17 protein-coding genes are annotated in these 21213 nt (G+C 69.6%); 6 read left to right on the top strand and 11 right to left on the bottom strand.

Going from position 1 to position 21213, the window contains the following annotated elements:
- Positions 1-6: 6 nt before the first annotated feature.
- The 5 genes from VNT59_RS03105 to VNT59_RS03125 form a co-directional block, all read right to left on the bottom strand.
- Entirely contained in the window at positions 7-711 is a 705-nt protein-coding gene (locus VNT59_RS03105; RefSeq protein WP_325496514.1) for an ABC transporter ATP-binding protein, read from the bottom strand.
- Positions 704-1465, bottom strand: coding sequence for an ABC transporter ATP-binding protein (locus tag VNT59_RS03110; protein WP_325496515.1), 762 nt, complete (start codon positions 1463-1465; stop codon positions 704-706). Before VNT59_RS03110 ends, VNT59_RS03105 begins: the two co-directional genes overlap by 8 nt.
- Positions 1462-2424 (bottom strand): branched-chain amino acid ABC transporter permease, encoded by a 963-nt coding sequence (locus tag VNT59_RS03115; RefSeq protein WP_325496517.1) that lies wholly within the window; start codon positions 2422-2424, stop codon positions 1462-1464. Before VNT59_RS03115 ends, VNT59_RS03110 begins: the two co-directional genes overlap by 4 nt.
- Entirely contained in the window at positions 2421-3284 is an 864-nt protein-coding gene (locus tag VNT59_RS03120) for a branched-chain amino acid ABC transporter permease (RefSeq protein WP_325496520.1), read from the bottom strand. The genes VNT59_RS03115 and VNT59_RS03120 overlap by 4 nt, the downstream gene beginning before the upstream one ends.
- Positions 3285-3411: 127 nt before the next feature.
- A complete protein-coding gene (locus VNT59_RS03125; protein ID WP_325496522.1) occupies positions 3412-4584 on the bottom strand; it encodes an ABC transporter substrate-binding protein in 1173 nt (390 codons plus the stop codon).
- 232 nt (positions 4585-4816) lie between these two features.
- On the opposite strand from VNT59_RS03125, the gene VNT59_RS03130 reads away from it, so the two are divergent.
- The 5 genes from VNT59_RS03130 to VNT59_RS03150 all read left to right on the top strand — a co-directional run bounded on the left by VNT59_RS03130 (position 4817) and on the right by VNT59_RS03150 (position 9678).
- Positions 4817-5932 carry a 5-methyltetrahydropteroyltriglutamate--homocysteine S-methyltransferase gene (locus tag VNT59_RS03130; protein ID WP_325496524.1) on the top strand — a complete coding sequence of 372 codons (1116 nt, stop codon included), beginning with the start codon at positions 4817-4819 and terminating at the stop codon, positions 5930-5932.
- Positions 5933-5978: 46 nt separating this feature from the next.
- Entirely contained in the window at positions 5979-6971 is a 993-nt protein-coding gene (locus VNT59_RS03135; RefSeq protein ID WP_325496525.1) for a virginiamycin B lyase family protein, read from the top strand.
- Between the two features lie 116 nt (positions 6972-7087).
- Positions 7088-8608 (top strand): S8 family peptidase, encoded by a 1521-nt coding sequence (locus VNT59_RS03140; protein ID WP_325496527.1) that lies wholly within the window; start codon positions 7088-7090, stop codon positions 8606-8608.
- Between the two features lie 145 nt (positions 8609-8753).
- A complete protein-coding gene (locus tag VNT59_RS03145) occupies positions 8754-9107 on the top strand; it encodes an SPW repeat protein (RefSeq protein ID WP_325496529.1) in 354 nt (117 codons plus the stop codon).
- Positions 9108-9384: 277 nt separating this feature from the next.
- A complete protein-coding gene (locus VNT59_RS03150; protein ID WP_325496531.1) occupies positions 9385-9678 on the top strand; it encodes a GYD domain-containing protein in 294 nt (97 codons plus the stop codon).
- Here VNT59_RS03150 and VNT59_RS03155 read toward each other — a convergent pair whose 3' ends face one another.
- The 5 genes from VNT59_RS03155 to VNT59_RS03175 all read right to left on the bottom strand — a co-directional run bounded on the left by VNT59_RS03155 (position 9679) and on the right by VNT59_RS03175 (position 18395).
- Positions 9679-10461, bottom strand: coding sequence for an SDR family oxidoreductase (locus tag VNT59_RS03155; protein WP_325496533.1), 783 nt, complete (start codon positions 10459-10461; stop codon positions 9679-9681). It abuts the gene before it with no gap.
- Between the two features lie 577 nt (positions 10462-11038).
- The gene (locus tag VNT59_RS03160; RefSeq protein WP_325496535.1) at positions 11039-12571 is read right to left on the bottom strand and encodes a SpoVR family protein; all 1533 of its coding nucleotides are present in this window, start codon (positions 12569-12571) and stop codon (positions 11039-11041) included.
- A 10-nt stretch (positions 12572-12581) separates the two neighbouring features.
- A complete protein-coding gene (locus VNT59_RS03165; protein ID WP_325496575.1) occupies positions 12582-13856 on the bottom strand; it encodes a YeaH/YhbH family protein in 1275 nt (424 codons plus the stop codon).
- A 127-nt stretch (positions 13857-13983) separates the two neighbouring features.
- Positions 13984-15906 carry a PrkA family serine protein kinase gene (locus VNT59_RS03170; protein WP_325496537.1) on the bottom strand — a complete coding sequence of 641 codons (1923 nt, stop codon included), beginning with the start codon at positions 15904-15906 and terminating at the stop codon, positions 13984-13986.
- A 284-nt stretch (positions 15907-16190) separates the two neighbouring features.
- The gene (locus VNT59_RS03175) at positions 16191-18395 is read right to left on the bottom strand and encodes a PAS domain S-box protein (protein ID WP_325496539.1); all 2205 of its coding nucleotides are present in this window, start codon (positions 18393-18395) and stop codon (positions 16191-16193) included.
- A gap of 256 nt (positions 18396-18651) precedes the next feature.
- On the opposite strand from VNT59_RS03175, the gene VNT59_RS03180 reads away from it, so the two are divergent.
- The gene (locus tag VNT59_RS03180; protein WP_325496541.1) at positions 18652-20205 is read left to right on the top strand and encodes a PAS domain S-box protein; all 1554 of its coding nucleotides are present in this window, start codon (positions 18652-18654) and stop codon (positions 20203-20205) included.
- Between the two features lie 16 nt (positions 20206-20221).
- Here VNT59_RS03180 and VNT59_RS03185 read toward each other — a convergent pair whose 3' ends face one another.
- Positions 20222-21163, bottom strand: coding sequence for a 2-hydroxyacid dehydrogenase (locus tag VNT59_RS03185; protein ID WP_325496543.1), 942 nt, complete (start codon positions 21161-21163; stop codon positions 20222-20224).
- Between the last annotated feature and the right edge of the window lie 50 nt (positions 21164-21213).

Consider the following 21213-nt stretch of genomic DNA (forward strand, 5'->3'; position numbering starts at 1 on the left):
GCCCCTTCAGCGCGCCACGCCCAGCAGGCGATCGAGTAGTTCGGGCGAGTCGCCCAGCTCGCGCGCCGGGCCCGAATGCACGACGGTGCCGTGGTCCAGCACGATCGCCTCGTTGGAGATCGCCAGGATCGCCTGCGGGTGCTGCTCGACGATGATGGCCGACAGGCCTTCGCCGCGCGTGATGCGCGCGATCGCCTGCAGCAGCTCCGCGACGACGATCGGCGCCAGTCCTTCGAGCGGCTCGTCCAGCAGCAGCAGCCGCGGATTGACCACCAGCGCGCGTCCCATGGCCAGCATCTGCTGCTCGCCGCCGGACAGCTGCGTGCCGAGATTGCACCTGCGCTCGCCCAGGCGGGGGAACATCTCGTACACCTCCCTGGGCGTCCAGCGGCCGGGCCGCGCCACTGCCGTGAGGTTCTCGTGCACGGTGAGCGACTTGAAGATGTTGCGCTCCTGCGGCACCCAGCCGATGCCCGCGGCCGCCCGCGCATGCGAAGGCAGGCGGTGCAACTCCCGGCCGTCCAGCCGGATGCTGCCGCCGTGCTGGCGGGTGGCGCCGGCAAGCGTGTTGATCAGCGTCGTCTTGCCGGTGCCGTTGCGCCCCAGCAGGGCGAGGGTCTCGCCGGCCGCCAGCGAGAACGAAATGCCATCGAGGATCACGGCCTCGCCATAACCGGCGCGCAGGCCTTCGACACGCAGCAGGTCAGCCATGGCCGCGCTCCGTGGTGCCGAGGTACACCGCCTTCACCTCGGGGTTGCCGGAGATCTCCTGCGGCGTGCCTTCGGTCAGCACGGCGCCGTTGACCAGCACCGTCATGCGGCTGGCGAAGCTGAACACCAGGTCCATGTCGTGTTCGATCAGCAGCACCGACACGTCGCCCGGCAATGCGCCGACGGTCCGCAGCAGCTCCTCGCGCTCGCCCGCCGGCACCCCGGCCACCGGTTCGTCGAGCAGCAGCACGCGCGGCTCGCAGGCCAGGGCGATCGCGATCTCCAGCAGCCGCCGCTTGCCGTAGGCCAGCACGCTGGTGCGCTGGTCCCGCACGGAGGTGAGATGGAACTGCTCCAGCAGGGCGTCGCAACGCGCGGCGACCGCCCGGTCCCGCCCCAGCGGCTGCCACCAGCGGGCGCCGGCCCCCCGGTGCTGCGAGACCGTCATCGCCAGCGTCTCCAGCGGCGTGAGCTGGTCAAACAGCTGGTTGATCTGGAAGGTGCGGACCATGCCGCGGCGTGCCCGCAGGTGCGGCGCCAGGTGCGTGATGTCCTCGCCGTCGAGCGTGATGGTTCCCGCGGTGGCGGGCAGCACGCCGGTGAGCAGGTTCACCAGCGTCGTCTTGCCGGCGCCGTTGGGGCCGATCAGCGCGTGGCGGGCGCCCTGGCGCAGGTCCAGGCTGACGTTGCCGGTCGCGGTGATGCCGCCGAAGCGCTTGACCAGCCCGCGGCAGGAAAGAACCGGGTCGCTCATCGGCCTCGACCCCACCAGGTCCAGGGCCTGAGCAGCCGGTCGCGGCCGACCACCACCAGCACCACCAGGAACAGTCCGATCCAGAAGGTCCAGTACTGCGGCGTGATCTGCGAAACGAAGTCCTGCAGCAGCTTGAACACGATCGCCCCGGCGATGCCGCCGTAGAGCCAGCCCACGCCGCCGATCACCAGCATCAGCATCACGTCGGCGGAGCGGTGGAACTCGAACACGTCGAGCGAGGCGAAACCCGAGGTCTGCGTGAACAGCGCGCCGGCGGCGCCCGCCATCGCGGCCGCCACGGTGTAGATCGCGACCAGCCGGGCGTGCACCGGGATGCCGACCGCCATGGCGCGCAGGCGGTTGTCGCGGATCGCCTTCAGCGTCGCGCCGAAGGGCGAGTCGACGACGCGCCGCGCCACGAAGAACAGGATCGCCAGCACCGTCAGCGAGTAATACGAGGCGGTGCGGCCGGTCAGGTCGAACTCGAAGCGGCCGAGCACCGGCGCGATCGCCAGCCCCTGGATGCCGTCCGTGCCGCCGGTGAGCCAGTCCAGCTTGTTGGCCAGCTCCAGCAGGATCAGCGCCACGCCGAGCGTGACCATCAGGCGGGTCAGGTCGCTGCCGCGCAGCACGGTGAAGCTCGCCGCCAGTCCCAGCAGCGCGGCGGCGGCCATCGCCACCAGCAGTCCGGCGTGCGGATCGGCCGTCACGTAGCGCGCGAACAGCGCGGCGGTGTAGGCGCCAAAGCCGAAGAAGGCGGCCTGCCCGAGCGAGACGATGCCGGCGTAGCCCAGCACCAGGTCGAGCGAGACGGCCAGCAGCGCCACGATCGCGATCTCGTTGACGATCAATGCATGCGAGGGAAACACCAGCGGCGCCGCGAACGCCAGCAGCCACGCCAGCGGCTCCCACGGCCTGATGCGGCGGGCCTGCAGCAAGGAGGTCCGGCCGCCGCTCATGCCTTGCCTCCCTGGCGCATGAAGAGGCCGTTGGGCCGCCACAGCAGGATCGCGATCATCAGGCTGTAGACGATGAACGCCCCCATCTTCGGGATGTAGTACTTGCCGGCGACGTCGGCGATGCCGAGCATCAGCGCCGCCAGCAGCGGGCCGGTGATCGAGGAGGTGCCGCCGACGGCGACCACGATCAGGAAGTAGATCATGTACTTCAGCGGGAACGACGGGTCCAGTCCCAGCACCTCGGCGCCGAGCGCGCCGCCCAGGCCGGCCAGCCCGGAGCCGAAGGCGAAGGTGGAAAGGAAGACCACGTTCACGTTGATCCCCAGGCCGGCGGCGACGCGCTGGTCGTCGACCGCTGCGCGCAGCCGGCTGCCGAAGCGGGTGCGCGTCAGGACGTACTGCAGCACCAGGGTCAGCGCGGCGCACACCGCGATGATGAACAGCCGGTAGTGCCCCATTCCCAGCGAGCCGATCTCGGTGCGGCCCTTGAGCCACTGGGGCAGCTGCATGATCTGCTGCGTCGAGCCGACGTAGTAGTCCACCGCGGCCACCGACATGAACACCAGCCCGATCGAGAACAGCACCTGGTCGAGGTGCGGCTTGCGATACAGCGGCCGGTACAGCGTGCGCTCCAGCCCGGCGCCCAGCAGCGCCGAGGCGATGAAGGCCAGCGGCAGCGCAGCCAGGAACGGCACGTCCAGGCGCTGCATCGCCAGCACCGTGACGTAGCCGCCGACCATGGCGAAGGCGCCGTGCGCGAGGTTGATGAAGTTCATCAGGCCCATCGTCACGGCCAGCCCGACCGCGAGCACGAACAGCAGCATGCCGTAGGCGATGCCGTCGAAGAGGATGGTGAGCATGAGGCCGGGAAGTTCTGGGTAGCGCCCCCGCTGCGGCGCGGGGAGAAGGCGTGGACGGCCCGGGTCCGCACCCGCTGGCCCTTCCCGCGCCCCGAGGGGAGCGGGAAGTCACGTCGCAGCCCGGACTTTACTTCTTCGTCTTGCCCGGGTCCTTCACGTCCTTGATGACGTCGAACTCCACGTTGAACAGCTGGCCGTTCTTCTTCTCGACCTTGCGCAGGTAGACGTTCTGCACGACATCGCGGGTCTGCGCGTCGATGAAGACCGGGCCGCGCGGGCTCTCGAACACCTGGCCCTTCATCGCGGCCACCAGCGCTTCGCCGCCGCCCTTGCCGCCCGTCTTCTTCAGCGCCTCGTAGATCACCCGCATGCCGTCGTAGCCGCCGACGGCCATGAAGTTGGGACGCAGCCCCTTGTTGGCCTTCTGGAAGGCCTCGACGAACTTCTTGTTGGCCGCCGACTGGTGATCCGCCGAGTAGTGGTGCGAGGTCACGACGCCCAGCGCGCCGTCGCCCATGTCGTTCAGCTGGTCGTCATCGGTGACGTCGCCGGTGGCGATGAGCCTGATGCCGGCCTTGTCCATGCCGCGCTCCAGGAACTGCTTCATCACCGCGGCGCCGGCGCCCGAGGGCACGAACACGAACAGCGCATCGGGCTTGATGTCGCGCACCTTCTGCAGGAACGGCGCGAAATCGGGGTTGCGCAGCGGCACCCGCAGCGAATCGGGGACCTTGCCGCCGTTGAACAGGAAGCGGTCCTTGAAGAACTTCTCGGCGTCCAGGCCGGGGCCGTAGTCGGTCACCAGCGTCACCACGCTCTTGATGCCGTTCTTCGGGGCCCAGTCGGCCATGGCCACCGAGACCTGCGGCAGCGTGAAGCTGGTGCGAACGATGTACGGCGAGGCCTCGGTGATGCTCGACGTCGCCGCCGCCATCACCACTTCGGGCGTCTTGGACTGGGTGGCGATCGGCGCGACCGCCAGCGCCGACGGCGTGATGCCGAAGCCGGCGAGCACGTTCACCTTCTCGTTGACGACCAGTTCCTGCGCCAGGCGCCGCGTCATGTCGGGCAGGCTGGTGTCGTCCTTGACGATCAGCTCGATCTTGCGGCCGGCCACCGTGTCGCCGTTCTGCGCCATCCACAGCCGGGCCGCGGCCTCGATCTGCCGGCCGGTGGTCGCCTGCTGGCCGGTCATCGGCAGGATCAGGCCGATCCTGAAACGCTCCTGGGCCAGCGCCGCGCCGCCGGCCACGAGCAACGCGGCGGCGATGGCCGCCTGGATCACGGTTCTCTGGTGCATGGGGGTCTCCTTGTGATTGTGGCCGCGGGCGCTCCGGCCGCCCGGCGAAGACGCGATTCTGCGGCGCGCCCGGCTCGGCCGCAAACGCCGGCCCACACTACCAGATATGCCGGTCGGCTATGGAGCGGCGCCGGCTATTCAATCCGGCGCGCCGCACGCGCGCCGCTGGCGCGGCCGATGCCCTACGATATGCGCTGGCTGCAGAACCAGCGCCAGAGGAAGGACCCAGATCATGAGCCAGCAGCTTCCCGCCCGTTACGACCATGTCGGCAGCTTCCTGCGCCCCCTGTACCTGCTCGAAGCGCGGGCCCGCAAGGCGCGCGGCGAGATCGGCGCCGAGCAGCTGCGCGCCGTGGAGGACCAGGCGATCGCCGAGATCGTGCAGTTCCAGCAGGACGTCGGCCTGAAGAGCATCACCGACGGCGAGTTCCGCCGCACCTATTTCCACATCGACTTCCTCGAGCAGCTCGGCGGCGTCAAGACCGACATCCCGGTCACCGTGAGAAAGCCCGATGGCACCGAGGAACTCGCGCCGCCGGTGATCCGCGTGATCGACAAGGTGCGGCATGCCAAGGACATCCAGCGCGCCGACTTCGAGTACCTGAAGTCGCAGGTGGGCGCCGGCCGCACGCCCAAGGTGACGATTCCTTCGCCGACCATGCTGCACTTCCGCGGCGGGCGTGCCGGCATCAGCAAGGACGCGTACCCGGAACTCGACCCGGCGTTCTACGACGACGTCGCGCAGGCCTATGGCGACGAGCTGCGCTCGCTGCATGCCGCCGGCTGCCGCTACGTGCAGATGGACGACACCAACCTGGCCTACCTGTGCGACGAGAAGATGCGCGAAGCCGCCCGCCTGCGCGGCGACGACCCGAACGAGCTGCCGCACCGCTATGCCGGGTTCATCAACAAGGTGGTCGCCCAGAAGCCGCCGGGCATGCTGCTGGCGATGCACCTGTGCCGCGGCAACTTCAAGAGCACGTTCGCGGCCCAGGGCAACTACGAGCCGGTGGCCGAGGCGCTGCTCCAGGAAATGGACCTCGACGCGTATTTCATGGAGTACGACGACGACCGCTCGGGCGACTTCCGGCCGCTGCGCTATCTGCCCAAGGGCAAGACCGTGGTGCTGGGGCTGGTGACGACCAAGTTCGGCCAGCTCGAAAGGAAGGACGACCTGAAGCGCCGCATCGACGAGGCGGCCAAGCACGCGCCGCTCGAGCAGCTCGCGCTGTCGCCGCAGTGCGGCTTCTCGAGCACCGTGCACGGCAACAACATCGCCGTCGAGGACCAGCGCAACAAGTTGCGCCTCGTGATCGAAACCGCCCAGGAAGTGTGGGGAGACAACTAGTCCAACCCGGCGGCGAGCACGCCGCCACAACCCGCCTGTTCCCGCCATGTCCTCACTCACCCGACGCAGCGCCCTCGGTACGGCCGGCGCCCTGTCGCTGCTTGCCGCCGCGGGGCTGCCCGCCCGCGCCGCGCCGCGCTTCCAGATGCAGTCCTGGCCGCTCAAGGCGCCCCGGCATACCGGCATCCACGACCTCGCCCCGGCGCCCGACGGCGGCGTCTGGTTCACCGCCCAGGCCAGCGGCCACCTCGGCTGGCTCGACCCGAAGAGCGGCCGCACCGAGCTGATCGCGCTGGCCGAGCGCTCCTCGCCGCACGGCGTGATCCAGGGCCCGGACAAGGCCGCCTGGATCACCGACGGCGCGCAGAACGCGATCGTGCGCGTCGGGTGGCCCGACCGCAAGGTGACCGCCTTCCCCCTGCCGCCGGGCGTGCCGCACGTCAACCTCAACACGGCGGCGTTCGACAAGGACGGCGACCTGTGGTTCACCGGGCAGTCCGGCTGGGTCGGCAAGCTGTCGCCGAAGAACGGGCAGGTGTCGGTCAAGCGCAGCGTGCGCGGCCGCGGGCCCTACGGGATCTGCGCCACCCCCGCCGGCGAGATCTGGTGGTGCTCGCTGGCCGGCTCCTACATCGCCCAGGTGGATCGCCGCACCGGCGACTCGTCGATGGTCGAGCCGCCCACCCGGGACCAGGGCGCCCGCCGCATCTGGAGCGACAGCCGCAACCAGCTCTGGGTCTCCGAGTGGAACGTGGGGCAGATCGGCCGCTACGACCCGCAGGCCAAGACCTGGAAGGAGTGGCGGCTGCCGGGCAAGTCGCCGCAGCCGTACGCCATCTACGTCGACGAGCGCGACCTGGTGTGGGTGAGCGACTTCGGCGGCAACGCCGTGCTGGCCTTCGATCCCAGGACCGAAAAATTCGAGTCCTACCCACTGCCCCGTGCCAACGCCAACATCCGCCAGATCCTCGGCCGGCCGGGCGAGGTGTGGTTGCCGGAAAGCGGGACGGAACACATCACCGTCATCCGCACGGCGTGACCGCGGGCGGCCACGCCCGCAATTTTTCGTAAGCGCTGTCACAGCGCCGCCACAAGCCCTTGTTCCGGCTGTGCTTCCGCGATTTCATGGCTTCCTTCTGTTCTGGGAGGAACGCCATGTCCGCAGCGCTGCGCCGCTCACTGTCCATCTTCGCCTGCGCCTGTGCCGCGGCCTTCGGCTGCGGCGCGGCCGCGCAGGGCCTGGACCCGGCGACCCATCCGTTCGCGCCCTCGCATCCGATCGCCGGCCGCTACATCGTGACGTTCCAGCGCAGCCTGCCGGATCCGGCGGCGCAAGCAGCGGCGATCGTCCGGTCCGCGGGAGCCGGCGCCCAGTTGCACCACGTCTACACCGCCGCCATCAAAGGCTTCGCGGCGACCCTGCCCGACGCCGCGCTCGCCGCCCTGCGCCAGAACCCGAACGTCGAGTCGGTCGAGCAGGACCAGACGGTGTCGCTGTCGGCTGTCGAGAACAACGCGACCTGGGGCCTGGACCGGATCGACCAGGCGGACCGGCCCCTGGACCTGCTCTACCACTACAACGACACGGCGCCTGCCGTGACGGCATTCATCATCGACACCGGCATCCGCTCCGACCACGTCGAGTTCACCGGCCGCATCTTCCCGGGCTACACCGCGATCAATGACGGCCGCGGCACGGAAGACTGCAACGGCCACGGCACGCATGTGTCCGGCACCGTCGGCGGCACGACCTGGGGAGTGGCCAAGCAGGTGGCGCTGCGGCCGGTACGGGTGCTCGACTGCCGCGGCTCCGGCACCTGGAGCGGGGTGATCGCCGGCGTGGACTGGGTCGCCGGCAGCACGCAGCGGCCGGCGGTGGCGAACATGTCGCTGGGCGGCGGCAAGTCGTCCTCGGTCAACGCGGCGGTCGCCGGCGCGGTGGCGGCGGGCGTGACGATGGTCGTGGCCGCCGGCAACAGCACGGCCGACGCCTGCAACTATTCGCCGGCCAGCGAGCCCAGCGCCCTGACGGTCGGCGCGACCACCAGCGCCGACGCGCAGGCGTCCTACTCCAACTACGGTTCGTGCGTCGACCTCTACGCGCCGGGCAGCAGCATCACCTCGGCCTGGAACACGAGCGCGTCGGCGACCAACACGATCAGCGGCACCTCGATGGCGACGCCGCATGTCACCGGGGCCGCGGCGCTGGTCAGCCAGGCCAACCCGACGGCGACGCCGGGCGCGGTGGCGGCGTTCCTGGTGGCCAACGCGACGCCCGATCGCATCGGCGCGCTGGGCGCCGGCTCGCCGAACCTGCTGCTGTATTCGCTGGCCGGCGGCACCGCCGCCGAACCGCCGCAGACCGCCATCGCCGTCAAATCGCTCAGCGGCACGAGCAGCAGGAAGGGCCGCAACTGGCGGGCACAGGCGACCGTCACGGTGCGCGACGTGAACACCGGCGCGGTCGTCGCCAATGTCACCGTGAGCGGCACGTTTTCGCCCGGAGGCAGCGCCAGTTGCGTGACCGCCGGCACCGGGGCCTGCACCGCCACGAGCGGCGCGCTCGGCTCCACCACCGCCAGCACCGTGTTCGGCGTCACCGGCCTGGCCGGCAGCAACATGGTGTACGACCCGACGCAGAACCTGGCAGTGCAGGTCACCATCGGCGCGCCCTGATCAGCGGCGGCGGCGGACGCCTGCGCAAGCTTGATTCAGGTCAAGGTTTTCCTGTCGGCGCGACCTAGAGTTCAGCGCCTATTCCGGTCGCGCCTGCCCCAGCGCGGGCGTGCAGAACAGCTTTCCAACATGACAGGAGACAACCATGAAACAGTTGAAGCACTGGCAGGACTCGGGCAACGCGGTTCTGGGCCTCTGGCTGGCGTTCTCGCCGCTGGTGCTGGGCTTCCACAACGAAGTGACCGACATGGGCAACACCGTGCTGGTGGGCGTGCTGCTGCTGGCGGCCGCGCTGGGCGGCATGTTCGTGCCGCGCGCCTGGGAAGACTGGACGGAAACGGCGCTCGGCGGCTGGCTGGCGATCGCTCCCTGGGCAGTCGGCTTCACGTCCACCGCGGCGACGGTGAACGCGCTCGTCGTCGGCCTGATCGTCCTCACCCTGGCGCTCTGGGCATTGCAGGACTGGGGCCTGTCGGGCGGGCAGCGGCCGGCACACTGATCTCTCCGCGCCGCTGAGCGGCGCCGGCCGCCGGCTTCCTGCGGCTCGAGTCCGACCTTCTTCACCAGCGCCGCGTACTTCGCCAGTTCGCTGCGAAACGCCGCCCGCGCCCGTTCGGGCGTGCTGATGGCGAAGGTGTTGCCCTGCTTGGCCGGCGTCTCCACGCTGCGGCCGAGGTTGAAAGCGCCGATCTCAGCGCCTAGTGTTGCTGCCGCCGCGTCTCGCCGATTGCCAACCGGCGGCGCAGCGCTCAACCGAAGTGGAAGGAGACGAGATCATGCTGACCTATGTCGTGCTGGCCACCTTCACCGACCAGGGCCTGCGAACCATCAAGGAAACGACCAAGCGCGCCGACCTCGTCCGCGAGTCGGCCGGCAAGTTCGGCGTCAAGATGCGCGAGATCTACTGGACCCAGGGGCAGTACGACCTCGTCACGCTGTGCGAAGCCGACGACGAGGCGGCCATCTCCGCCTTCGGGCTGGCCGTGAGCTCGGCCGGCAACGTCAAGTTCCAGACGCTGCGCGCCTTCACCCGCGACGAGATGAACGGCATCCTGAGCAAGCTGCCGTAGTCAGGCGCCGCTGGCCGGCAGCGGCCCCGGAAAGCTGTTGTAGCTCACGGCCGCGAGCCAGCCGGCGTCGACCGGCAAGGTGACGCCGGTGATGGCACGGGCCGCCGGCGACGACAGGAAGTACACCGCCTCGGCGATGTCGGACGGCGTCGGCAACTCCTTGAGCGCGTGCGTGGCCATCATCTTCGCTTCGCTGCGCAGGCCGGCGTCCATGCGCTGGCGCAGCGGCGGCGTCATGACGAAGGTCGGCGCGACGCTGTTGACGCGCACGCCGCGCGGGCCGAGTTCGACCGCGAGCAGCTGCGTCAGTCGCGCGACGGCCGCCTTGCCGACGTTGTACGCCGGCAGCGGCAAGGGCATGAAGCTGTTGATGGAGCCCACCGTGACGATCGCCCCGGCGCGGCGCGCCGCCATGTGCCGGCCGAAGCTGCGGCAGGCATGCACCGTGCCCAGGTAGTTGACGCGCCAGACCCGCTCGTGCGCCGCCATGTCCATGTCGAGCACGGTTTCCGGGTTGGCGATCAGGCCGGCGGACGTGAAGAGCACCCCCACCGGCGGTCCTTCCGCCTCGATGGCGGTTGCCGCCGCCTCGACCGCGGCCGCATCGCCGACGTCGCAGGCGTGAAAGGAGGCGCCGCCGGCGAGTTCCTGCGCGAGCGCCGCGCCGGCCTCGCGGTTCATGTCGACGATTGCCACCCGCATGCCGGCGGCGGCGAACCGCCGCGCCGTCGCGGCGCCGATCCCGCTGGCGCCGCCGGTCACGACGGCAGTCATCTCGCTCATTACGGTTCTCCTGGAGTTGCGGCGATGATGGTAGCGCGCGGAGCGGCGTGGAACCGAACACGATCGGACATCACCGTGCACCGGCCGGCGACCGGGGTGGGTCGTTCTCCGCTCCTCTCGCGGGCGGCCACCTCGGCACGCCTGCTCGCCTGGTGTCAACACAGTGGCCGGCGCTGACGCTCTGTGGCAACCGCGAATGGGTCGCTGCGCCCGACCCACCCCGATCACCGGCCTCGTTGGAGAGCCGCTCGCGCCGACGCAAGCCACGTCGAGCGCGCAGCGTTGCGGTCGCCGGGGCGTCACTGCTCGCGGCAGGCGGTGCCGGCGGGGCCGATTTGAGGAGCGCCGGCGCCGAGCGGTCTTGCGGCCTTCCTTCATGCTCGGCGCACCTGTTCGAACGGAGCGCTCGCTGGCGAGCGCGAAGTGAGTTGTGCGCCGGGCCGCGAGACCGCGCAGGCGCCGGGAAGTTCGCGCGCAGCGCGAACCGCGGAACCATGAGGCCCCGCCGGGGCCGCCTGCCGCGAGGCGCGCGGGGCCCGCCCGGCACCGGCGGCGTCGCGAAGGGATCGGGGAACCCTCAGCCGTGATGCGCCGGCGGGGTGACTTCCCAGTGCTGCAGCACGCGGTCGTGGCCGTCCACGCTCTCCAGGCGGACGCGGAAGCCCCACAGCCGCGCGACGTGCTTGACCACCTCCTCCGCGCTGTTGTCCAGCGGCCGGTCGTTGTGGCGCAGGTGGCGCAGCGTCAGCGAGCGGTCGCCGCGCAGATTGACGTTCCAGACCTGGATGTTGGGCTCGCGCGTCCCCAGGTCGTACTGGCTCGACAGCGCCTCGCGCACCCGCCGGTAGCCGGTGTCGTCGTGGATCGCCGACACCTCCAGCTCCTTGCGGCTCGAGTCGTCGACGATCGCGAACAGGCGCAGGTCGCGCATCAGGCGCGGCGACAGGTACTGGCCGACGAAGCTCTCGTCCTTGAAGTGCCGCATCGCGTAGTCCAGCGTCTTGTGCCAGTCCGAGCCGGCGATGTCCGGGAACCACTCGCGATCCTCGTCGGTCGGCTTCTCGCACATGCGGCGCAGGTCGGTGAACATGCCGAAGCCGAGCGCGTACGGGTTGATGCCGCCATACGCCGGATGCCCCACCGGCGGCTGGAACACCACGTTGGTGTGCGAACTGAGGCACTCCATCATGAAGCCCTCGGACAGCAGGCCCTGGTCGTACATGTCGTTGAGTATCGTGTAGTGCCAGAACGTCGCCCAGCCCTCGTTCATCACCTGGGTCTGGCGCTGCGGGTAGAAGTACTGCGCGATCTTGCGCACGATGCGCACGATCTCGCGCTGCCACGGCTCCAGCAGCGGCGCGTTCTTCTCGATGAAGTACAGGATGTTCTCCTGCGGCTCCTCGGGAAAGCGCCGGTGCTCCTTCTTCGACTGCTTGCCGGGCGTGCGCGGCAGCGTGCGCCACAGGTCGTTGATCTGCTGCTGCAGGTAGGCCTCGCGGTCCTTGCGCCGGATCTCCTCCTCCACCATCGAGATCTTCTGCGGCCGCCGGTAGCGGTCGACGCCGTAGTTCATCAGGGCGTGGCAGGCGTCGAGCACCTCCTCCACCGCGTCGATGCCGTGCCGCTCCTCGCATTCGCCGATGTACGACTTGGCGTACACCAGGTAATCGATGATCGAGCTGGCGTCCGTCCACATCCGGAACAGGTAGTTGCCCTTGAAGAAGGAGTTGTGGCCGAAGCAGGCATGCGCCATCACCAGCGCCTGCATCGGCATGGTGTTCTCCTCCATGAGGTACGCGATGCACGGATCGGAGTTGATCACGATCTCGTAGGCGAGCCCCATGTGGCCGCGGCGGTAGTTCTTCTCGCTGGAGATGAACTGCTTGCCGAACGACCAGTGGCGGTAGTTCACCGGCATGCCGACCGACGCGTACGCGTCCAGCATCTGCTCGGCCGAGATCAGCTCGAGCTGCACGGGATAGGTGTCCAGGCCGAAGCGCTGCGCGGTGCGCCGGATCTCGTCGAAGTACGTTTCGATCAGCTCGAACGTCCAGTCGGAGGGACTCGGCAGCCGCTTGCTCGCGACCGGTTGATCGTCCGTCAGGATCATGGCGCCCCCTCTAGGCAGTGGTCACGTTCTTCTTGAACAGGTCGCGGAACACCGGGAAGATCTGCGCCGGCGTCACGATCTTCTGCATCGCGAAGTGCGGATTGGCCTCGCGCACCCGGCTGTACTCCTCCCACAGGTTCTGGTCCTCGTCGGCGACCTGCACGTAGGCGAAGTAGCGGCACAGCGGCAGCAGCTTGCCTTCCAGCAGCTCGCGGCACTTGGACGAATCCTGCTGCCAGTTGTCGCCGTCGGAGGCCTGGGCGCCATAGATGTTCCACTCGCTGCCCAGATAGCGGTCGCGGACGATCTCGTGCATCAGCGTCAGGGCCGACGAGACCACCGTGCCGCCGCTCTCGGTCGCATGAAAGAACTCGTCTTCCGTCACCTCGGCCGCCTGCGTGTGGTGGCGGATGAAGATCACGTCCGTCTGCTGGTAATGGCGCGTCAGGAACAGGTACAGCAGGATGAAGAAGCGCTTGGCCAGGTCCTTGCGGGCCTCGTCCATGGAACCGGAGACGTCCATCAGGCAGAACATCGCCGCCTTGCTGGTGGGCATCGGCTCGCGGACCCGGTTGCGGTAGCGCAGGTCGAACGGATCCAGGAACGGCACCCGCTTCAGGCGCTGGCGCAACTGCAGCACTTCCTCGCGCACGGCTGCCAGCTCCGAGGCCGACGCGTCCTTGTCCTGCTCCATCTGGCGCAGCACTTCCTCCAGGCGCCGCAGCTCGATGCGGGCGTCGCCACCCATCGCGATGCGGCGCCCGAGCGCCACGCGCATCGAGCGCACCACGTGCAGGCTGGTGGGATTGCCCTCCGACACGAAGCCGGCCCGGCGGCTCTTCCACTCGGGTACATCGGCCAGCAGCTGGGTGCGGATCAGGCGCGGCAGGGCCAGGTCGTCGAAGAAGTAGTTCATGAACTCTTCGCGCGTGATCCGGAAGGTGAACTCGTCCTCGCCCTGGCCGTCGGGTGAGGCGCCGCTGCCGCTGCCGCCGCCTCCGCCGCCCTGCGGCCGGGGAATCTTGTCGCCGCGCACGTACTCGCGGTTGCCCGGGTGCACCATCTCGCGCGTGCCGCCCGGGGCGTGCCCGAACACCGGCTCCGAGACGTCGCGGCGCGGCAGGCTGATGTCGGTGCCTTCCTCGATGTTGTGGATGCTGCGGTCGCCCACCGCCTTGCGCACCGCCTCGCGGATCTGGTCGCGGTAGCGCCTGAGGAAGCGCTCCCGGTTGCCGATCGACTTGTTCTTGCCCGACAGGCGGCGGTCGATCACCTGGTGCAGCATGGCCCGGTCGGCCTTGGGAGTGGAGGAAGTCATGGTCGCGCGGCCACCGCCGGGCCGGCCGTGCCGGCCCGCTGGTGGCGCCCCTCGAGCAGAGGCGCCGAAGGCGCTTCGGGGTGGGTCAATTTCTTCACGAGCTCTTGCGAACCCGCAGGTACCACTCGCACAGCAGCCGCACCTGGCGGTGCGTGTAGCCCTTCTCGACCATCCGGTTCACGAAGTCCTCGTGCTTCTTCTGCTCGTCGGCGCTGGCCTTGGCGTTGAACGAGATGACGGGCAGCAGGTCCTCGGTGTTCGAGAACATCTTCTTCTCGATCACCGTGCGCAGCTTCTCGTAGCTCGTCCACACCGGGTTCTTGCCGGCGTTGCTGGCGCGCGCGCGCAGCACGAAGTTCACGATCTCGTTGCGGAAGTCCTTCGGGTTGGACAGCCCCGCCGGCTTCTCGATCTTCTCGAGTTCGGCGTTCAGCGCCGCGCGGTCGAAGATCTCGCCGGTGTCGGTGTCGCGGTATTCCTGGTCCTGGATCCAGAAGTCGGCGTACGTGACGTAGCGGTCGAAGATGTTCTGCCCGTACTCGGAATAGGACTCCAGGTACGCCGTCTGGATCTCCTTGCCGATGAACTCCGCGTAGCGCGCCGAAAGGTGCTCCTTGATGTACGTGAGGTACTTCTGCTCGATCTCGGGGGCGAACTGCTCGCGCTCGATCTGCTGCTCCAGCACGTACATCAGGTGCACCGGGTTGGCGGCGATCTCGTTGGAGTCGAAGTTGAAGACCTTCGACAGGATCTTGAACGCGAAGCGGGTCGAGATGCCCGTCATGCCTTCGTCGACGCCGGCGTAGTCGCGGTACTCCTGGTAGCTCTTGGCCTTGGGATCGGTGTCCTTCAGGTTCTCGCCGTCGTAGATCTGCATCTTGGAAAAGATGCTGGAATTCTCCGGCTCCTTCAGCCGCGTGAGCACCGAGAACTGCGCCATCATCTTCAGCGTCCCGGGCGCGCAGACCGCGTCCTTGAGCGAGGAGTTGCGCAGCAGCTTCTCGTAGATCTTGGTTTCCTCGGTGACGCGCAGGCAGTACGGCACCTTGACGATGTAGATCCGGTCGAGAAAGGCCTCGTTGTTCTTGTTGTTCTTGAACGCCTTCCATTCGCTCTCGTTGCTGTGCGCCATCACGATGCCGTCGAACGGGATCGCGCCGAAGCCCTCGGTGCCCTTGAAGTTGCCTTCCTGGGTGGCCGTCAGCAGCGGGTGCAGCACCTTGATCGGCGCCTTGAACATTTCGACGAACTCGAGCAGCCCCTGGTTGGCCAGGCACAGGCCGCCGGAGTAGCTGTACGCGTCGGGGTCGTCCTGGGCGAAGGTCTCGAGCTTGCGGATGTCGATCTTGCCGACCAGCGAGGAGATGTCCTGGTTGTTCTCGTCGCCCGGCTCGGTCTTGGCGATGCCGCACTGCTTCAGGATCGAAGGAAAGCGCTTGACGACGCGGAACTTGCGGATGTCGCCGCCGAATTCCTCGAGCCGCTTCACGGCCCATGGCGACATGATGCGCTGCAGGTAGCGCGGCGCGATGCCGTACTGCTGCTGCAGCAGCGGCGCGTCCTCGGCGTTGTTGAACAGGCCCAGCGGCGACTCGTTCACCGGCGAGCCCTTGATCGCGTAGAACGGCACCTGCTCCATCAGCTGCTTCAGGCGCTCGGCAATCGACGACTTGCCGCCGCCCACCGGGCCGAGCAGGTACAGGATTTGTTTCTTTTCTTCCAAGCCCTGGGCCGCATGGCGGAAGCAGGAGACGACCTGCTCGATGGGCTCCTCCATGCCGTAGAAATCCTTGAACGCGGGATAGATGCGCACCATCTTGTTGCCGAAGATGCGCGACAGGCGCGGATCGTGGCGGGTGTCGATCACCTCCGGCTCGCCGATCGCCGCCAGCATGCGCTCGGCTGCCGTCGCATAGGCCATCGGGTCGCGCTTGCAGAGGTCGAGGTAATCCTCGAGCGACATTTCCTCCTCGCGCGTCTGCTCGTAACGCGCCAGAAAATTTCGGACTACATCCATGAAACCCCCCTTCCTGTACGGTGACAGCAGCCTGCAGCGATGACTTTCCCTGCGAAGTCACTGTACCCCACCACACGATGTGTGAAACGTCACCAGTTGTAGGCCAAAACCATCGTTCGGTGTAGGTGGCCGATAGATCGCCACAGGGGCGTGAGAGTTTCTAGGGGAAAGCGCGTGTGGACAGCCGGATCGGTTCGCCGGCCGGGCGAATCCGCGCCGCGCGCCGGCTGGGTCGCGAGCGCCGGAGCCAGTCCCCGCGGCGCGCGCCCGCGCGCGAGTCCAGGTTACCCGAGGGTGAAATAGAAGCTGGCGCCGGCGCCGGGCCGCGAGTCGGCCCAGACCCGGCCGCCGTGCAGCGACACCACCTTGTGCACGATCGCCAGGCCGATGCCGGTGCCCTCGAACTCCTCGCGCGAGTGCAGCCGCTGGAACGGCTCGAACAGCTTGCCGGCATAGTCCGGGTCGAAGCCGGCGCCGTTGTCGCGCACGAAGTACGTCACCGTCCCCTCCGTCCCGGGCAGGGCCCCCACCTCGATCCGTGCGCGCTCGACACGGCCGGTGAACTTCCACGCGTTGCCCACGAGGTTTTCCATCAGCTGCACCAGCAGCCGCGAGTCGCCGTGGGCCGGCAGGGTATCGGCGATCTCGATGTCGGCCTGCCGCGCCGGCGACTGGTCGCGGCAGGCGCGCAGGGCGGACCGCGCGAATTCGGCCAGGTCCACCGGCGTGCGGCGCAGGCCGGCGCGCGACAGGTTCGCCAGCGACAGCAGGCCGCCGGTGAGCTCGGTCATGTGGCCGACGCCGTGCAGGATGCGGGCGATGTAGTGGCGGCTCAGCTTGTCGAGGCCGGTGTCGGCGGAGCGCTCCAGGCATTCGCCGAAGCCGCGGATGGCGGCCAGCGGCGCCCGCAGGTCGTGGGCGATGGCGTACGAGAAGGCCTCGAGTTCGCGGTTGGCGATCTCCAGCTGCGCGGTGCGCTCCCGCACCCGTTCCTCCAGCTCGGCGTTCAGCCGCAGCAGCTCGCGCTGGGCCAGCACCCGCTCGGTCACGTCGCGCAGGTAGACCGCCAGCCCCTGGCGCGACGGATAGATCTTCAGCTGCACCCACAGGTCCAGCGGCGCGTAGTACTCCTCCGCCTGGACCACGACGTTCTGTTCCTGCGCCTGCTGGTAAAGGCGGTTGAAGGCCGCGGCCGCGCCGCCGTGAAACTCGTCGGTGATGCGCTGGCCGATCAGGTCGCCGCGCGGGCGCCGCAGCACCAGCGCGCCGGCGGGATTGATGTAGGTGAAGCGCCACTCGCGGTCCAGCGTGAAAAAGCCCTCGGTGAGTCGCTCCAGCGTGTTCGTCAGCTGCGACGCCATGCGCCGCGAGCGGCCGGCCGCCTTGCGGCTGGCCGTGATGTCCTGGCAGGCGCCCTCGATCCGCCGCACGTTCCCGTCGCCGTCGCGCCGCGCCTCGCCGATGACGCGCAGCCAGACCTCGCGGCCGGTGAGGGTGCGCGCCCTGGCCTCGATGTCGAACGGGATGCCGGCGCGCAGGCAGCCCTCGAAGGTGGCCGTGACCAGGTCGTGGAACTCCGGCGCGAAAAAGCCCATCACCTCGCGCGGCGTCGGCGCGAAGCCGGGCGCGGCCTCCTGCATCGCGCACAACTGCTCGGACCAGGTCACCCGCTCGTCATCGACGCGGTAGGCCCAGGCGCCCAGCCGGCCCATGCGCGCCGCCATGCGCAGCAGCGCCTGGGTGCTGCGCAGCTTCTGCTCGGCCAGCGCGGCAGCGGTGATGTCGCGCGTGGTGCCGCGGTAGCCGGCGAATTGCCCCTGCTCGTCGAACACCGGATCGCCGCTCGACGACAGATAGACCGGCTGCTGGGGAAACCTGACGCTGACGAACTTGAATTCGCGGAACGGCTGGCGGGCGTCGAGCAGCGCGCGATGCTCCGCCCAGGTGGCATCGACCGGGTGCAGCCAGCCGACCTCCCACCGGGCCCGGCCGAGCAGCACTTCGCGGTTGGGACGCCAGTTCGGCGACTGGTGGCCGCCCTCGAAGGAGGTGAAGCGCAACTGCGTGTCCAGCTCCCAGTACCAGTCGGACGACAGCATCGTCAGGCTGCGAAAGCGCGCCTCGCTCGCGCGCAGCGCGGCCTCCGCGCACTTGCGCTCGGTGATGTCGTGCACCTGGCAGACGAAATGCAGCGGGGCGCCGTCGGCGGCCCGCACCAGCGTCCCGGTGTGGTCGGCCCAGATCAGGTGGCCGTCGCGGTGCAGGTAGCGCTTTTCGCGCCGGTAGCTGGCCTGCTCGCCGCGCAGGCAGCGCGCGCGCTCGGCCAGGTCGCCCGCGACGTCGTCGGGGTGGGTGAGCGTCAGGCCGGGCGCGCGCAGCTCGGCCTCGGAATAGCCGAACAGCCGCGCATACGCCGCGTTGGCGCGCAGCCGGCGCGACGCCGGGTCCAGCAGGACCATGGCCACGGCGGCGTGCTTGAACGCGCTCATGGGTGCGGCTCTGCCGCCCGCCGCCGCAGCACGGCGGGCCGGACGGACCGGCGCGGCGGGCGAAACGGTGGCGATGCGGTGCTCATGGAACGGATGGGCTGGGAGCAGACTGTAGCCACCCCTTGTTACGCGAGCAGCGGGGCAGGCTAGGGAAATTTCTTAGTCCCCGGCCGCCGCCGGGTGGCAAAAACCGGGCATTTTTGCACCACGGCCGAGCCTGGCCAGCGCAGAATCCGTCGCCACGCCGCCCACCAGGATGCCCCACCCCCCCGCTGTCGCCCAGGCCCTTTTCTCGTGCGTCTTCGAAAGCGCGCCGATCGGCATGGCGATCCTGGCGCCCGATTCGACGCCGGTGGAGGTCAACCGCGCCGCCTGCGAAATGCTGGGGTACTCCGCGCGGGAACTGCTCGCCTTGCCGCCGCACGCGATCACGACGCGCGACGAATGGGCGCAGGACGAGGCCCAGCGCCGCCGTCTGCTGGCCGGCGCCGCCAGCCAGTACTCGCGCGTCAAGCGCTACCTGCGGCGCGACGGGCGGATGATCACGGCGCGGCTGCACTGCGGGCTGGTGCGCAGCGACACCGGCGAGCCGCTCCACTTCGTCACGCAGATGCAGCCGGTGGGCGATGCGGCGGATCCCGGCCCGGACGCGGCGCGCCGCCCCTGGACCGCGCGGCTGCGCGAGGAGGCGCTGCTGCTCGACCACGCGCGCGACGCGATCGTGCTGCAAGACCTGGACCGCCGCATCCAGTACTGGAACCATGGCGCGGAGCGGCTCTTCGGCTACACCGCCGAGGCGGCCATGGGCCGCGACTTCGAGGAGCTGCTGGGTTCCGGCGCCGCGCTCGGCGCAGCGGCGCGCGAGCAGCTGCGCGAGCGCGGCGGCTGGACCGGGCTGCTCGAATGCGTCGACGCCCACGGGCAGATCCTCACGGTGGAGCGGCGCTGCACCATCCTCGATTTCGGCGGCGAGGAGCCGCCGGCGCTGCTGTCGGTCGACACCGATGTGACCGAGCAGCGGCGCGCCGAAAAGGAGATCGTGCTGCTCAACAACCTGCTCGAGCAGCGCATCCGCAGCCGCACCGCCCAGCTGCAGGAGAGCAACGAGGACCTGCGCGGCTTCGCCTATTCGCTGGCCCACGACCTGCGCGCCCCGCTGTCGTCGGTGGAAGCCTTCAGCGCCCAGCTCGAACGGCGCCTGCAGGGGGCGCTGGACGAGCGGTGCAGCCACTACCTGGGTCGGGTGCGCGCCGGCGTGCAACTGATGTCCGACCTCACCGAGGGCCTGCTGACCCTGGCCAACCTGTCCAGCGCTCCCCTGCTGCGCCACAGCGTCGACCTGTCGGCGCTCGCCGTGGCGGCCATCGAACGGCTGCGCGAGCGCGACCCCGGCCGCCGGGTGACCGTGGTGATCCACGAGACGCCGCGCACCGAAGGCGACGTGCGCCTGCTGACGGACCTCATGGAAAACCTGCTGGGGAACGCCTGGAAGTTCACCTCGCGCAACCCCGAGGCGCGGATCGAGTTCGGCGGCACGCTCGGCCCGCGGGGGGCGTTCCAGTACTGCGTGCGCGACAACGGCGCCGGCTTCGACCCGGCCTACGCGTACAAGCTGTTCAACCCGTTCCAGCGCCTGCATTCGCCCGGCGAGTTCGCGGGCACCGGCATCGGCCTGGCGGTGGTCCGCAAGATCGTCTCGCGCCATGGCGGCGCCGTGTGGGCCGACTCCCGGCCCGGCGCGGGCGCCTCGTTCCACTTCACGCTGACCGAGCGCCGCGGCGGCGGGGCGGCCGGGCCGCTTTCCGCGTGAGGCGTGCCTGCGGCGCCTACAGCGCCGACACCTGCACGGCGCCGGTGGCGAAGAACGCATCGAGGTTGCCCAGCGACAGGTCGGCCATGGCCTGCCGGGTCTCGTGGGTGGCGCTCGCGATGTGCGGCAGCAGCACCACGTTGTCGAGGGCCAGCAGGCCAGGCGTCACCGCGGGCTCGTCCTCGTAAACGTCCAGCCCGGCACCGGCGATCCGCCCCTGCTGCAGCGCCGCCAGCAGCGCCTGCTCGTCGACCACCGAGCCGCGGGCGATGTTGACGAGAAACCCCTGCGGCCCGAGCGCGTCGAGGATCGCCTCGGCCACCAGGTGCCGCGTCGGCGGCCCCCCCGCGCTGGCGATCACGAGGAAGTCGGCCCAGCTGGCCAGCGCGTGCAGCGTCGCCTCGTAGCCGTACGGAACATCGGCGACGGGCCGGCGGTTGTGGTAGCGCACCTCCATGTCGAAGCCCTGCGCGCGGCGCGCGATCGCCCGCCCGATCCGGCCCAGCCCCAGGATGCCGACGCGCTTGCCGTGGACGCTGCTGCCCAGCGGGAACTGCCCGCCCCGGGCCCAGTCGCCGCGGCGGACGAAGCGGTCGGCCGCGCTGCCGCCGCGGGCGACATCGAGCAGCAGCAGCAGCGCCGTGTCGGCGACGCAGTCGTTCAGCACGTCCGGCGTGTAGCCGACGGCGATGCCGCGCGCCCGCGCCGCCGCCAGGTCCACCGCGTCCAGGCCGACCCCATTGACCGAGATCACGCGCAGGTTCGGCAGGGCCCGGATCATCGCGGCGTCCGCGCCGTATCGGGCGGAGGCGATGTAGCCGCGGAAGTCGGCGCCGTGGCGGGCCAGGAAGGCCTGCGGGTCCCGCTCCTGCCACAGCGGGTGCAGGTCGTAGCGCTGGGCCAGCGCCGCTTCGAGCGCCGGCAGCAGCCGGCCGTTCTGGAGCACTCGCTCTTTCATGGTTTCCCTTTTCAATTCGCAGTCGTTGCCGGGGCCGCGCCGGCGCGCGC

It is taken from the genome of Ramlibacter sp. (assembly GCF_035554825.1).
Classification (GTDB): Bacteria; Pseudomonadota; Gammaproteobacteria; order Burkholderiales; family Burkholderiaceae_C; genus Ramlibacter.